The sequence below is a fragment of the Pseudomonas sp. rhizo25 genome, assembly GCF_031931935.1.
GTDB classification, from domain to species: domain Bacteria; phylum Pseudomonadota; class Gammaproteobacteria; order Pseudomonadales; family Pseudomonadaceae; genus Aquipseudomonas; species Aquipseudomonas synxantha.
On the sequence record NZ_JAUJXA010000007.1, the window covers coordinates 109,453 to 123,534 of the forward strand.

General features: G+C 61.7%; 11 protein-coding genes. 9 read left to right on the forward strand and 2 right to left on the reverse strand.

All coding sequences use genetic code 11. The annotated features are described in order from the left end of the window. The first annotated feature begins 32 nt into the window (after nt 1-32). Nucleotides 33-1,934 (forward strand): 3-dehydroshikimate dehydratase QuiC, encoded by a 1,902-nt coding sequence (quiC, locus tag QZR30_RS17305; RefSeq protein WP_311903734.1) that lies wholly within the window; start codon nt 33-35, stop codon nt 1,932-1,934. A gap of 77 nt (nt 1,935-2,011) precedes the next feature. Beyond that, a complete protein-coding gene (locus QZR30_RS17310) occupies nt 2,012-2,677 on the forward strand; it encodes a TetR/AcrR family transcriptional regulator (protein ID WP_046069621.1) in 666 nt (221 codons plus the stop codon). Between the two features lie 126 nt (nt 2,678-2,803). Here QZR30_RS17310 and QZR30_RS17315 read toward each other — a convergent pair whose 3' ends face one another. Together QZR30_RS17315 and aroQ are read right to left on the reverse strand one after the other, a co-directional pair. After that, nucleotides 2,804-3,652, reverse strand: coding sequence for a shikimate dehydrogenase (locus QZR30_RS17315; protein ID WP_311903735.1), 849 nt, complete (start codon nt 3,650-3,652; stop codon nt 2,804-2,806). Further along, the gene (gene aroQ, locus QZR30_RS17320; RefSeq protein WP_043048490.1) at nt 3,652-4,098 is read right to left on the reverse strand and encodes a type II 3-dehydroquinate dehydratase; all 447 of its coding nucleotides are present in this window, start codon (nt 4,096-4,098) and stop codon (nt 3,652-3,654) included. The genes QZR30_RS17315 and aroQ overlap by 1 nt, the downstream gene beginning before the upstream one ends. Before the next feature lie 207 nt (nt 4,099-4,305). Between aroQ and QZR30_RS17325 the strand changes: the two genes are divergently transcribed. The 7 genes from QZR30_RS17325 (at nt 4,306) to QZR30_RS17355 (ending at nt 13,965) form a co-directional block, all read left to right on the forward strand. After that, complete coding sequence (locus QZR30_RS17325) at nt 4,306-4,827, forward strand: RNA polymerase sigma factor (protein WP_046069618.1); 522 nt, start codon at nt 4,306-4,308, stop codon at nt 4,825-4,827. Between the two features lie 63 nt (nt 4,828-4,890). Beyond that, on the forward strand, nt 4,891-5,889 hold the full coding sequence (locus QZR30_RS17330) for a FecR family protein (protein WP_056845790.1): 999 nt from the start codon (nt 4,891-4,893) through the stop codon (nt 5,887-5,889). 201 nt (nt 5,890-6,090) lie between these two features. Continuing rightward, on the forward strand, nt 6,091-8,748 hold the full coding sequence (locus tag QZR30_RS17335; RefSeq protein WP_311903737.1) for a TonB-dependent receptor: 2,658 nt from the start codon (nt 6,091-6,093) through the stop codon (nt 8,746-8,748). 81 nt (nt 8,749-8,829) lie between these two features. Next, nucleotides 8,830-9,450: a heme acquisition protein HasA gene (locus QZR30_RS17340; RefSeq protein ID WP_046069615.1), complete on the forward strand. Its 621-nt coding sequence runs from the start codon at nt 8,830-8,832 to the stop codon at nt 9,448-9,450. 119 nt (nt 9,451-9,569) lie between these two features. Next, complete coding sequence (locus QZR30_RS17345; protein ID WP_059397681.1) at nt 9,570-11,318, forward strand: type I secretion system permease/ATPase; 1,749 nt, start codon at nt 9,570-9,572, stop codon at nt 11,316-11,318. Further along, a complete protein-coding gene (locus tag QZR30_RS17350; protein ID WP_059397682.1) occupies nt 11,315-12,640 on the forward strand; it encodes an HlyD family type I secretion periplasmic adaptor subunit in 1,326 nt (441 codons plus the stop codon). The genes QZR30_RS17345 and QZR30_RS17350 overlap by 4 nt, the downstream gene beginning before the upstream one ends. Further along, on the forward strand, nt 12,637-13,965 hold the full coding sequence (locus QZR30_RS17355) for a TolC family outer membrane protein (RefSeq protein ID WP_046069612.1): 1,329 nt from the start codon (nt 12,637-12,639) through the stop codon (nt 13,963-13,965). Before QZR30_RS17350 ends, QZR30_RS17355 begins: the two co-directional genes overlap by 4 nt. Nucleotides 13,966-14,082: the final 117 nt, after the last annotated feature.

The following is a 14,082-nucleotide window of genomic DNA, read 5'->3' on the forward strand; positions in this document are numbered from 1 at the left end:
TTGCCACAAATAACAACTGCCGGGAGTCATCCATGCAACGTTCCATCGCCACTGTTTCCTTGAGCGGCACCTTGCCGGAAAAGCTCGAAGCCATTGCCGCCGCCGGGTTTGATGGGGTGGAAATCTTTGAGAACGATTTGTTGTATTACGACGGCAGCCCCCGCGAAGTTAGGCAGATGTGTGCAGACCTCGGCATCGCCATCACCCTGTTCCAGCCGTTCCGCGATTTTGAAGGCTGCCGCCGCGACCGCCTGGCGCGCAACCTGGAGCGCGCCGAGCGCAAGTTTGACCTGATGCAGGAACTGGGCACCGACCTGGTGCTGGTGTGCAGTAATGCTTCGGCCGATTGCGTGGGCGACGAAAATATTATGCTCGATGACCTGGGCCTGCTGGCCGAACACGCCGGCAAGCGTGGCCTGCGCATCGGCTATGAAGCGTTGGCCTGGGGCAGGCATGTGAACACCTGGCAGCAGGTATGGAACCTGGTGCGCCAGGTCGACCACCCAAGCCTTGGTGTGTTGCTCGATAGTTTTCACACCCTGTCGCTCAAGGGTGACCCGAGCGGCATCGCCCAGATCCCGGGCGACAAGATCTTTTTTGTGCAAATGGCTGACGCGCCGATCCTGGCCATGGATGTGCTGGAGTGGAGCCGGCACTTCCGTTGCTTCCCGGGCCAGGGCGAATTTGACCTGGCCGGTTTTCTGGCACCGATTATCCAGAGCGGCTACACCGGGCCATTGTCCCTGGAGATTTTCAACGATGGCTTCCGCGCCGCGCCGACCCGGGCGAATGCGGCGGATGGCTTGCGTTCACTGTTATACCTGGAAGAAAAAACCCGCCAACGCCTGGCTGAACAAGGCCCCGCTGCGCCCGTGGACATCCTGTTTGAAACCCCGGCGGCCAGCGAATACGACGGTATCGAGTTTCTTGAATTTGCCGTGGATGAAAGCCTCGGCGCCAAACTGACTCACTGGCTGGAGCGCCTGGGTTTCGCCAAGGCCGGTCAGCATCGCTCGAAGAACGTGAGCCTGTTGCGCCAGGGTGATATCAACCTGATCCTCAACTGCGAACCCTATTCTTTCGCCCACAACTTTTTCGAGGCCCATGGCCCATCGCTGTGCGCCACCGCGATTCGGGTCAAGGACAGCGCCAAGGCCCTGGAGCGGGCGGTGGCCTACAAGGGCCAGCCGTATCGCGGCCTGGTCGGGCCCAATGAGCTCGAGCTGGCGGCGGTACGTGCGCCGGATGGCAGCCTGATTTACCTGGTCGACCCCAGTGAAGGCGGGCTGTACGACACTGATTTCAACCTGCAACCGGCCTCTGTCGCCAGCGGCGGCTTGCTGCGCATCGACCATATGGCCATGGCCTTGCCGGCCGACAGCCTCGACAGTTGGGTGCTGTTCTACAAGAGCCTGCTGGATTTCGAAGCCGATGACGAAGTGGTGTTGCCCGACCCGTACGGCCTGGTGAAAAGCCGTGCGTTGCGCAGCCGTTGCAGCTCAATCCGCCTGCCGTTGAATATTTCCGAAAACCGCAACACCGCGATTTCCCACGCACTCTCCAGCTATCGTGGTTCGGGGGTGCATCACATCGCCTTTGATTGCGCGGATATTTTCGCCGAGGTGCGTCGGGCGAAGGAGGCCGGGGTGCCGTTGCTGGACATTCCGCTCAACTATTATGACGACTTGGCAGCACGCTTCGATTTTGACGATGAGTTTCTTAGCGAGTTGGCGTACTACAACGTGCTGTACGACCGTGACGCACAGGGCGGTGAGTTGTTTCACGTGTACACCGAACCGTTCGAAGGGCGGTTTTTCTTCGAGATCATCCAGCGCAAGAACGGCTATGCCGGCTATGGCGCAGCCAACGTGGCAGTGCGTTTGGCGGCGATGGCCAAGTCACGCAGCGGTGCGGTGCGTCAGGCGCGTTTATAACTGCCGGCCGAGTGCTTCCTTCGGCGAGCGCCGCGGCCCATAATCAGCGCCTGCACAACAATGGCTGTGAGCGCCCCATGACCTCGAGTCCCGATCTTCCCGCGGTGTCAGACGCACCGCGCAAGAGTCGTAAGAACAACCCGGAAAAGACCCGCGAGAATATTCTCCAGGAAGCCATTGTCGAGTTTGTTCAGCAGGGTCTGGCCGGCGCCCGGGTGGACGCCATCGCCGAGCGTATCCATACCTCCAAGCGCATGATCTATTACTACTTCGGCAGCAAGGAGCAGTTGTACGTCGAGGTGCTGGAGAAGCTCTACGGCGATATCCGCAACACCGAGACCCGCATGAACCTCACCGCCCTGGAACCGCGTGAGGCGATTCGCCGGCTGGTGGAATTCACCTTCGATCACCACGACCAGAACGTAGATTTCGTGCGCATCGTCAGCATCGAAAATATCCACAACGCCGAGTACGTCAAACGCACCAACACCATCAAGGCGATGAACAGCAAGATCCTTGAGGGGCTGGGTGAGACCTTGCGCCGTGGCGCCCAATTGGGGTTGTTTCGTGAAGGGCTCGAGCCGTTGGACGTGCACCTGCTGATCAACTCGTTCAGCTTTTACCGGGTATCCAACCGGCATACCTTCAGTGAGATCTTCCAGATCGAACTGTCGGACGAGGCGATCAAGCAGCGGCATCGGGAGATGATTTGCGAGTCGGTGTTGCGTTACCTGCAGGCCTGAGTTCAGCGCAGGACCAATGTGGGAGGGGGCTTGCTCCCGATAGCGGTCTGTCAGCCAAGCATGTGCTGACTGATACACCGCAATCGGGAGCAAGCCCCCTCCCACATTTGAACTCTGTTTCGGCAGTCAGCCATTCATGCTCTGGAAGTGCGCCAGCATTCGATCGGCGTCTGGCACTTGACCACTGAACAACTCAAACGCCTTCACCGCCTGAAACACCGCCATATTGCCGCCATCCAGGGTACGGCAACCCAAGGCGCGGGCATCGCGTAGCAACTCGGTTTCCAGTGGGAAATATACGATTTCCGCGACCCACAGTTCTGTACGCAACAACGCAGCTGGCACCGGTGTCCCGGGCAGCTTGGTCATGCCCATCGGCGTGGTATTCACTAACCCATCAGCCTCGGCCATCGCATTTTCCAGATGTGTGCCGACCTGGGCGCGACCGGGGCCGAAACGCTGCGTAAGGTTATCCACAAGGTCGCGGGCGCGGGAGACGTCCACGTCGAAAATGCTCAGGTGCTCAACGCCTTCTGCCAGCAGCGCATGGCTCACCGCTGCCCCTGCGCCACCGGCACCCATCTGCACCACGTGCCGACGGGCGACGTCATGCAAGTTGCGGCGAAACCCTTCAGCGAACCCCAGGCAGTCGGTATTGTGGCCGATCCGTTTACCGTCCTTGAACACCACCGTGTTGACTGCACCAATGCCTCTGGCTTCGTCGGATAAGTCATCGAGCAACGGTAGGATCGCCTGCTTGCACGGGTAGGTAATGTTCAGCCCGTTGAAGTGCATCAATTCGGCGGCCCGCAGCAGGTCGGGCAGGGCATTGAGGTCCAGTCGCAGCGGCTCAAGGTCGATCAGTCGATACAGGTAGCGCAAGCCCTGGGCGTCGCCTTCCTCTTCATGCAAGGCCGGGGTGCGGGAGGCCTGGATACCGGCACCGATCAGGCCGGCGAGAATGCGTGTTTTCATCAAGCGCGTCCCTTCAGCGTATGGCTGAAATGCTCCAGGGCCAGGTGGTAGCCGTGGCTGCCAAACCCGGCCAGCACCGCCTGGGCGATAGGGGATACAAACGAGTGATGACGAAAAGCCTCGCGGGCATGCACGTTGGATAAATGCACTTCGATCACTGGTACTTCACTGGCCACCAGTGCATCGCGGATCGCGACCGAGGTGTGGGTCCAGGCTGCCGGGTTGATCACGATACCAGCGCAGCGGGCGCGGGCGCCGTGGATCCAGTCGAGCAGTTCGCCCTCATGGTTGGTCTGACGAAACTCGATTTTCAGCCCGAGCTTGTCCGCGCTGCGACCACACAGGGCGGCGATGTCGGCCAGGGTTTCGTGGCCATAAGTAGCGGGCTCGCGGGTGCCAAGCAGATTGAGGTTGGGGCCGTTGAGCACCAGCACGATGGGCGGCATAGAGGGTTCTCCACAGTTTCTTATTGGTTGTGGAGACAAAATGTACTGGATGGTTAATTTGGTCAATTGTCGGCAGCGGTTCCGTTCGATTATCGAACCGTTAATCAATGATACGGCACATGGCAATCAGATTAGATATCAATTGAAAATCATTCTCGACAATGCTTAAGATGCCCGCCTGTTTCCTTAACATTCCAGGGAGTCGGTTTGTCGGACGTGGATCTCAAGGGCTTGTTTCTCAAGCATGCCGATACGCTGCGCGGGTATCTGGCCCGCAAGGTACGGGACCCGCAATTAGCCGCTGACCTGGTGCAGGAGAGCTTCCTGCGCCTGGCGCAAAAGCCTGCCAGCGAGCGCATCGACAACTCCCAAGGCTATCTCTATCGAACGGCGAGCAATCTGCTGATCGACCATATTCGCCAGGAAGCACGGCGCAAGACTGACACCGTGCCCCACGAGGCGCTGGCCGAGATTGAAGATGACGTGGCCGGGTTGGAGGCTCAGGCAATGGCGCAGCAACAGCGACAGGCATTGAAGCAGGCACTGGCGGAGTTGCCGGAGCGCACCCAGCAAATTTTCCGCTTGAACCGTATCGAAGGCATGACCCACGCCCAGGTCGCCCAGCACCTGGACATCAGCGACAGTTCCGTGCAAAAGCACCTGGCCAAGGCCCTGGCGTATGTGATGCAGCGCCTGCAGGAAGGCGAGGTGAAGCCATCCGACGAATGAATTACCGAAAAATGCCAGGCCAGGCGTCACAGCGTCTATATAACGAAAATTCGAGATTCACACGTGAATAGCCAAGGTCCGCAACAGCACAGCATTACCGAGGAGGCGGCCGAGTGGGCGGTGCGCCTGCACGCCGGTGCCTTGAGCGAACAGGAACAGGCCGAGTTGCGCCAATGGATCGCCCGCGACAGTCGTCACGAAGCGGCCTTGCGCTTTGCCGAGCAGACTTGGGCGGCGCTGGGCGAGGTGCACAAGGACGAATCTGTATACCGTCAGCGGCCGCCGACAGCGGTTTCACCGGTACGCCGCTCCACGCGCCGAAGGCCGTGGCAGCGTGTGGCCGCCGCGGCGCTGGTCGCAGTGGTAGTGGGTGTCGGGTGGGTGCGCGGGCCGGATGTGTTGCTGCGCATGCAGGCTGACTATGTCACGGGCAAAGGTGAAGTGCGCACGGTGCACCTGGCTGACGGCAGTACGGTGGAGCTGGATTCCGCCAGTGCTATTCGCCTGGATTTCGATGGGGTACAGCGGGGCATCAGCCTGCTCCAGGGCTCAGCGGTATTTGACGTGGCGCCAATGGCGGGCGAAGAGACCCGGCCCTTCGTGGTGCACAGCGCCGCGGGCCAGACCCGGGCATTGGGCACGCGGTTTGTGGTCGAGCGCGAGGGCGACAGCCAAGCCTGGGTCGGCGTGTTGCAGCACAGCGTCGAGGTGTCTGTGCAGGCTTCGCCAGAAAATGGCACGGCCAAGCGTATCCTCGAGCAAGGCCAGGCTGCGCGTTACAGCCCCAAGGATGGTGTGCTCAGCCTTGATCAGCTTGATGTTGATCGCGCCACCAGTTGGCGGCGCGGTATGTTGATCTTCGATCGGCAGCCGTTGGCCAAGGTTATCGAGCAACTCAACCGTTACCGCCCCGGGCGTGTGGTATTGACCAACCCGGCGCTGGGCGAGCGTGAAGTCAGCGGGGTATTCCGCCTCGACATGCTCGACACCGCCCTTGGCACCTTGACCCGGGAGCTCCAAGTGCAACGCCTGGATCTGGCCGGCCTCAGCCTGATCTATTGACCCTCTCCCGTTAGAAACCTGCTGCCCTTGTAGGAGCGAGCTTGCTCGCGAAAAAGCCGAGGGCACCGCGTTTTCGTTGCCGTTCTTCGCGAGCAAGCTCGCTTCTGCAAAAAAATATTACTGACTTCCCGCGCCTCGCACGTCTTGCTAGGTGAGAAGCATTCGCATAAACAAAAAACGCTCAGCGCAGGGATCACACACATGTCAGCACTCACCAAGGGGCGTATCACCGGCAGTCGGTTGGCCCTGGCCATTCACCTGGGGGTGTTGGCCGTCGCCGCGCCGGTCCATGCCGTGGAACCTGCGGCCGGTACCGCCCAATCCGCGGTGCTGCGGTTCGATATCCCTGCGCAATCGCTCGGCAGTGCGGTGTTGGCTTTCGCCGACCAGGCCGGGCTGCAAGTGCTGTTCGACAGTCAACGCCTGCAAGGCCTGAGCAGCACCGCGCTCAAGGGTAGCTTTGGCGTGCAGGAAGGGCTTGGCCGCCTGCTGGGTGCCGCGCCGGTTGAATACCGCTTTACCGGGGAGCGCCAGGTCACCTTGAACCGGGTTGAGCAACAGGCCGGTGCCCTGGCTTTGGCGACCACTACAGTCACCGGCCTGCATAAGCAGGACTGGGTGTATTCAACCCCGCGCTCGGTCAGCGTGGTCGGGCGCGAACAGCTGGACCGCAACCCGCCCCGGCATGCCGCCGAGATGCTTGAGGAGGCGCCTGGGGTCTACTCCGCCGTCAGCCAGCAAGACCCAGGGCTGTCCGTGAATATCCGCGGTATCCAGGACTATGGCCGGGTCAATATGTCTGTCGATGGCATGCGCCAGAATTACCAGCAGAGCGGTCACCAGCAACGCAACGGCACGTTGTATGTGGACCCTGAGTTGTTGTCCGAAGTCGTGATCGAAAAGGGCGCGACCTCCACCCAGGGCGGTGCGGGCGTGATTGGCGGGGTGGCCAACTTTCGTACGGTGGAGGCCGCTGACCTGCTCAAGGGCGGCAAGGAAATCGGCGGGCGCATTCGCCTCACCTCAGGGTTGGGTGGGCGCAGCAACGGTACCCATTTCATCGGCAGCTCGGCGTTTGCCGTGGGCACCGATGTGTGGGATATGTTGGTGGCTGCCAGTGAACGGCACCTGGGTGATTACAACCCTGGCACCAAGGGCAGCATTGGCGAGTTGCGTACCGGCGCGGCGTTCATGCCGGCCAGTGAAGAGCGCATCAAGAACACGACCGTGGCCTATTCGGGTTCGGTGATGCGTTCGCGCCTGCTCAAGCTGGGGCTGAACCTGCCGGCTGACCAGCGTTTGCAACTGAGTTACCTGGCCACCGACGTCGACTACGACGACGTCAACATGATGACCGCCGAAAAGGCGCAGTTATGGGAAAAGCTCGGTAGCAGCGACGTCAGAGCACAGAACGTTGCGCTGGATTACAGCTATGCGCCGGACAACCCGCTGATCGACTTCAAGGCCAAGCTCTACTACGTAGACACCCGCAATGAGCAATCCACCCTGGCCCGGGGTATCAACAAGGCTTACGACGTCACCTATCAAACCAATACCTACGGCTTGCAGGCGCAGAACATTTCGACCTTTGCCCTGACGGAACTGGCCGCACTCAAGGCCAACTATGGGCTGGAGTTTTTCTACGACAAGGTACGGCCGGATTCCAATCAGGCCGTGGAAGCTGGCTCTGCGGTGAAGGCCTCGGCAGCCGAAAGCATCACGCCCAAAGGTGATCGTGCGATGGGCAGTGTGTTCGGGCGCCTGGATTTCGACTACGACGGTTGGCTGAACCTCAACGCCGGCTTGCGTTATGACCGCTATCGGCTGCGCGGCGAAACCGGCTTGAACACCCGCACGTTCATCATCGGCACCACCCGCCAGATCGGCGTGCCGGTGAACTACGACGTGGATCGCGAGGAAGGTCGCTTCTCGCCGACCTTCGGCCTGTCGATCAAGCCAGGCGTGGATTGGCTGCAACTGTTCGCCACCTACGGCAAGGGCTGGCGCCCGCCAGCGGTGACCGAAACCATGGTCAGCGGCCGGCCCCATGGCGGTGGTTCGGAGTCGATTCTGCCCAACCCCTACCTCAAGCCGGAGCGATCCACCGCATGGGAAGTGGGCTTCAATGTGCTCAGGGAAGACCTGCTGTTCGCCGAGGATCGCGTGGGCATGAAGGTGTCCTACTTCAACACCCGGGTCGATGATTTTTCCTATATGGCCCTGGGCGTACAGCCGCCCGGTTATGGCAACGTCAATATCGGCAGTGCAGCGTATGTGAACAACCTGGAGACCACACGTTTTCGTGGTCTCGAATACCAGCTCGATTACGACGCCGGGTTTGCCTACGGCCAGTTCAACTACACGCGCATGCTCGGCAGCAACAAATTCTGTAGCAAGACCGCCTGGCTCGGCGGCGTGACCAAGACCCAGAAACGCCCGGGCAACCGTGCGCCGGTGGACGCGATGGTGCCGGACGACGCGGCCAATGCCGGCGTGGGCTGCAGCGCGATCCTGGGCTCCTCCGAACACATGCCCATGGACCGCGGCACCGCGACCCTGGGCGCACGGTTCTTCGAACGCAAGCTGGATGTGGGCGTGCGCGCCCGCTATAGCGCCGGTTATTACGTCAAAGGCGGCGCCGGGGTGACCACTTCGCAAACCGGCGTCTACCCCGCCGACTGGAAGCCGTACACCGTCTACGACCTGTACGGCAGCTATCGCGCCACCGACCAGTTGACCCTGCGCCTGGCCATGGAAAACGTCACCGACCGCGCCTACCTGGTGCCGCTGGGTGATGTGCTGGCCTTCACCCTGGGGCGTGGGCGCACCTTGCAGGGCACCGTTGAATATCAGTTCTGACCGCTTTTGCCCAGTGACGGGCAAAACCACAGCAGGCATTGGCTTGCTGCGGAGTGACCACCCCATGACTTGGAGTTTTGCATGAGCATTTCTATTTCATACAGCACGACCTACGCCGCTAACACCGTCGCCCAGTACCTGAGCGATTGGTCGGCCTACTTCGGTGATCTCAACCACCGTGAAGGTTCGGTCAAAGAGGGTGTGAACACCGGTGGTTTCAATCCTGGGCCGTTCGACGGCACTCAATACGGCGTTTCGAGCAGTGTCAGTGATGCCGCCGTGGTCGCCGAAGGCAGCCTGCATTACACCCTGTTCAATCCGCCGACTCACACGCTGTGGGGTTCGCTCGACGCTCTGACCCTGGGCGACACCCTGGCCGGTGGCGCAAGCAGTGGAGGCTACAGCATCGCCAACCAGGAAGTCAGCTTCACCAACCTGGGCCTGTCGAGCCTGCAGTCCGAAGGCCGTGACGGCCAGGTGCACAAAATCGTGTACGGCCTGATGAGCGGTGACAGTTCGGCATTGGCCTCGGCCATCGATACCTTGCTCAAGGGCATCGACCCAAGCCTGTCGGTCAATTCCACCTTCGATCAACTGGCCGCGGCCGGTGTGGCGCATCAGGACTCGGCTGCGCTCGGCGCAGCCGATGTGGGCCTGGTCGGCATTCAGGACGCGCCTCAAGACTTCGCCATGGCCGCCTGATGCAAAAGAGCCGATGGAGGGTCACGCCTTCATCGGCCTTGCGAATCCTGTGGGCACGCCGCAGGTGCCGTCAACGCACCGGGCGGGCCCTTGCTCGACTCTTCAATGGAACAACCACCATGACTCGGCCCGGTGCCAAGCGCACGAATGAGATGCTGGCTGCACTGACGGCCTATAAAAGTGCCTTCTTCAACATCGGCCTGTTCTCGGCGGTGATCAACCTGCTGATGCTCGCCCCGGCGCTGTATATGTTGCAGGTGTATGACAGGGTACTGGCCTCGGGCAACCAGATGACGCTGTTGATGCTGACGCTGATGATCCTCGGCCTGTTCGGCTTGATGGGGGCGCTGGAGTGGGTGCGCAGCCAGGTGGTGATTCGCCTCGGCACGCAGATGGACATGCGCTTGAACCAGCGTGTATTCGACGCCGCCTATGAAGCGCAGCTCAAGGGCGGCACCCAGGCCGCGGGCCAGGCCCTGCACGACCTGACCACCTTGCGCCAGTTCGCCACCGGCCAGGCGTTGTTCGCTTTTTTCGATGCGCCATGGTTTCCGGTGTACCTGTTGGTGATCTTTCTGTTCCACCCCTGGCTGGGCCTGCTGGCGCTGGGTGGTGCGCTGCTGCTGATCGCGCTGGCGTGGGCCAACCACCATGTCAGCCAGGCGCCGATGGCCCTGGCCAGCCAATTGTCGATCAGTGCCAGTCAGCAGGCCACGGCCAACCTGCGCAATGCCGACACCATCGAGGCCATGGGTATGCTCGCCACACTGCGCGGGCGCTGGTTCAGCCAACACCAGGCATTTCTGGTACAGCAGAACCTGGCCAGTGAAAAGACTGCCGTGGTTACCGCCTGGTCCAAGGGCGTACGCCTGGCCCTGCAATCCCTGGTACTGGGTTTGGGCGCCTGGTTGGCGGTCAACGGCGACATCACCCCGGGGATGATGATTGCCGGGTCGATCCTGATGGGCCGGGTGCTCAGCCCCATCGACCAGTTGATCGGCGTGTGGAAGCAATGGGGGGCGGCGCGCCTGGCCTATGAGCGTTTGTCGTTGATGCTGCAAGATAACCCGGCGCGACCGGCGCGCATGAGCCTGCCCGTCCCCAAGGGCCAGGTAAGCCTGGAGCAGATCAGCGCCTGCGCCCCCGGCAGCCGTCGGCCCGCGCTGGCCAACCTGGGCTTCAGCCTGCCGGCGGGTGACGTGCTCGGTGTGATCGGCCCCTCGGGCTGCGGCAAGTCCACCTTGGCGCGGGTGCTGGTGGGGGCCTGGGTACCGCTGGCCGGCAAGGTGCGCCTGGATGGCGCCGACCTGGCCGTGTGGGACAAACAGCAACTGGGCCCGCATATCGGTTACTTGCCCCAGGATATCCAGCTGTTCGCGGGCAGCATTGCGCAAAACATCGCGCGTTTTGAAACGGTGGAGGCCGACAAAGTCCTCGCTGCGGCGCAAATGGCCGGCGTGCACGAGCTGATACTGCAACTGCCGCAAGGCTACGACACGCAACTGGGCGAGGGCGGCGCAGGCTTGTCCGGCGGGCAAAAACAACGGGTGGCCCTGGCGCGTGCGCTGTACGGCCTGCCGGCGCTGATTGTGCTGGATGAGCCCAATGCCAACCTCGACGAAGTGGGCGAGCAGGCGCTGCTGCAAGCCATCGCCCAGCTCAAGCAACAGCGCCGCACCCTGATTCTGATCACCCACAAACCCAACGTGCTGAGCCTGACCGACCAGTTGCTGATCCTCAAGGACGGCCAGATGCAGGCGTTCGGCCCGACGGCGCGGGTGTTGGAGGCGCGGCAAAAACCTGTGGTCAGCAAGCCGGTGTCGAGCATGAGCATGAGCTACCGCTTCGGTGAGGGAAAACCCGCATGAGCCAGAGTAAACCCACATTAGTCAGTGACCAACCGCACAACGTGCTGGCGCTGGATGACCAGAAATACTCGCGCCTGGGCTGGTGGCTGGTGCTCGGGGGCTTTGCCGGGTTCCTCGGCTGGGCAGCATTGGCACCGTTGGACAAGGGCGTGGCCGTGCCGGGCAAGGTCATGGTCTCGGGCCATCGCAAGACGGTGCAGCACCCGGCGGGCGGGATCGTCGAGCGTATCGAGGTGCGTGACGGTGACCGGGTCAGTGCCGGCCAGGTGTTGTTGCGCTTGAAGGAAACTCCGTTGCGCGGGCAGATGCAGTCGCTGCGCAGCCAATACCTTGCGTCCCTGGCCAGCGAAGCGCGCTTGAGTGCAGAAAGCGAAGGTTTGCCGGCCATCGAGTTTGCACCTGAGCTGCTGGCCGATCCTGAAGCAGCCTCCACCCTTAGTCTGCAACGCCGGCTGTTCGAAAGCCGTGCCCAGGCTCTGGCCACCGAACAGGCGGGCCTGCGCGAAACCATCGCCGGCTTTGAGGCGCAAATGCGCGGTACGCGGGATTCCCAGGCAAGCAAAGTGCAACAGCGGGCGGCGTTGAATGAACAACTGCAGGGCCTGCGTGAGTTGGCGCGCGACGGCTACATCCCACGCAATCGCCTGCTTGACAGCGAGCGGCTGTACGCGCAAATCGATGGTGCCATCGCCGAGGATGCTGGACGCATCGGCCAGTTGCAGCGCCAGGTGCTGGAATTGCGTTTGCGCATCCGCCAGCTCGGTGAAGACTTCCAGAAAGACTTGCGCGGCCAGTTGGCCGAGACCCGCACTCGCAGCGACGACCTGCGCAATCGCCTGGCCTCGGCTGAGTTTGAACTGGCCAACAGCCTGGTACGCGCACCGGCATCCGGCGTGGTGGTGGGGCTGGAGGTGTACACCGAGGGCGGCGTGATCAAGCCCGGCCAGGCCCTGATGGACATCGTGCCCCAGGGCGAGCCGCTGCTGGTGGAAGCACGGGTGCCGGTGCAGATGATCGACAAGGTGCACCCAGGGTTGCCGGTGGAATTGATGTTTTCGGCGTTCAACCAGTCCACCACGCCACGGGTGACGGGTGAAGTCACGCTGGTGTCCGCCGACCGTCAGGTCGATGAGCGCACCGACGAGCCGTACTACACGTTGCGTGCCCAAGTCAGTGCGGCAGGCATGCAGCAACTGGACGGCGTGCAGATCCGTCCGGGCATGCCGGTGGAAGCCTTCGTCAAGACGGGCGAGCGCTCGATGCTCAACTATCTGTTCAAGCCCTTGCTGGACCGCACCCATATGGCCCTGGTGGAAGAATGAAGGCGTTGCTGTTCACCCTCTGTTTCAGCTGTACATCGGCCGCGCAGGCCTTGGGTTTGTTGGACGTTTATGACTTGGCCCTGCGCAATGATCCAACTTTTCAGGCCGCGATCCAGGAGCGTGAAGCCGGTGAAGAAAACCGCGTGATCGGGCGGGCGGCCCTGCTGCCGAACCTGTCTTGGAGTTACAACAATTCGCGCAATGAATCGGAAGTGACCCAGAGCACCGCGCTCGGCAATGTCACCAGCGACCGTAACTATCGCAGCTACGCCTCGACCCTGACCTTGCAACAACCACTGTTGGATTACGAAGCCTATGCGCGCTTTCGCCAAGGCACGGCCCAGGCGCTGATGGCTGATGAGCGCTTTCGCGGCAAGAGCCAGGAACTGGCGGTGCGGGTGCTGGGCGCCTACAGCCAGGCGTTGCTGGCCCAGGAGCGCATCGAGTTGAGCCGTGCGCAGAAGCGTGCCTATGCCGAACGTCTGCAACTCAATGATCGCCTGCTCAAAGGCGGTGAAGGCACGCGCACCGATGTGCTCGAAACCCAGGCGCGCCTGAGCCTGGCCCAGGCCGAGGAAATCGAGTCCCTGGATGCCCAGGACAGCGCTTTGCGCGAGCTGGAGGCCATTGTCGGCCAGCCGCTGCAGATCGAAGCGCTGGCGCCCCTGGCCCGCCAATTCGATATTGCACCGCTGGAACCGAATCGCTTCGAAACCTGGCGTGAACTGGCCATGGCCAACAACCCTGAACTCAAGTCCCAGCACCACGCACTGGATGTGGCCTCTTATGAAGTGGAACGCAAGCGCGCCGGGCACTTGCCTAAGGTCAGCCTGTACGCCAGCAGCCGCCAGACCAGCTCCGACTCAGAAAGCAGCTACAACCAGAAGTACGACACCAACAGCGTCGGCATCCAAGTCAGCCTACCGCTGTTTGCCGGTGGCTCGGTGTCGGCCTCCACGCGCCAGGCGGCCAACCAACTGTCCCAGGCCCAATACGAGTTGGACGCGCAAACCGCCGCCACGCTGGTGGAGTTGCGCAAGCAATTCAACCTCAACACCAGCGGCGCGGCGAAGGTGCGCGCCTATGAAATGGCGGTGAGTTCTGCGACAGCGCTGGTGACCGCCACGAAGAAAAGCGTCAGTGGCGGCGAACGGGTCAACCTCGACGTGCTCGACGCCGAGCAGCAACTCTTCACCGCCCGCCGCGACCTGGCGAATGCGCGGCATGCCTACCTGCTGGCGCGCATTCAACTGAAGTATTACGCGGGGTTGCTGAGCGAGCAGGACTTGCGGGCACTGGCCGGGTATTTCCAGCCGTCGGCATGAGTGGTTACAACCCGGCGTTCGCCGGGTTTTTTGTGGTTACTAATCTGTGAAACAGCTTCGGGAATAAGGAGCCGGTTGTCGGGTGACAGAGGGAAATTGTTACTTGGCGGAAAATAA

Bases quoted from the DNA above. Each gene is read 5' to 3' on its own strand.
- quiC (WP_311903734.1), top strand. From the start codon at position 33: ATGCAACGTTCCATCGCCACTGTTTCCTTGAGCGGCACCTTGCCGGAA.
- QZR30_RS17310 (WP_046069621.1), top strand. From the start codon at position 2,012: ATGACCTCGAGTCCCGATCTTCCCGCGGTGTCAGACGCACCGCGCAAG.
- QZR30_RS17315 (WP_311903735.1), bottom strand. From the start codon at position 3,652: ATGAAAACACGCATTCTCGCCGGCCTGATCGGTGCCGGTATCCAGGCC.
- aroQ (WP_043048490.1), bottom strand. From the start codon at position 4,098: ATGCCGCCCATCGTGCTGGTGCTCAACGGCCCCAACCTCAATCTGCTT.
- QZR30_RS17335 (WP_311903737.1), top strand. From the start codon at position 6,091: ATGTCAGCACTCACCAAGGGGCGTATCACCGGCAGTCGGTTGGCCCTG.
- QZR30_RS17340 (WP_046069615.1), top strand. From the start codon at position 8,830: ATGAGCATTTCTATTTCATACAGCACGACCTACGCCGCTAACACCGTC.
- QZR30_RS17345 (WP_059397681.1), top strand. From the start codon at position 9,570: ATGACTCGGCCCGGTGCCAAGCGCACGAATGAGATGCTGGCTGCACTG.
- QZR30_RS17350 (WP_059397682.1), top strand. From the start codon at position 11,315: ATGAGCCAGAGTAAACCCACATTAGTCAGTGACCAACCGCACAACGTG.
- QZR30_RS17355 (WP_046069612.1), top strand. From the start codon at position 12,637: ATGAAGGCGTTGCTGTTCACCCTCTGTTTCAGCTGTACATCGGCCGCG.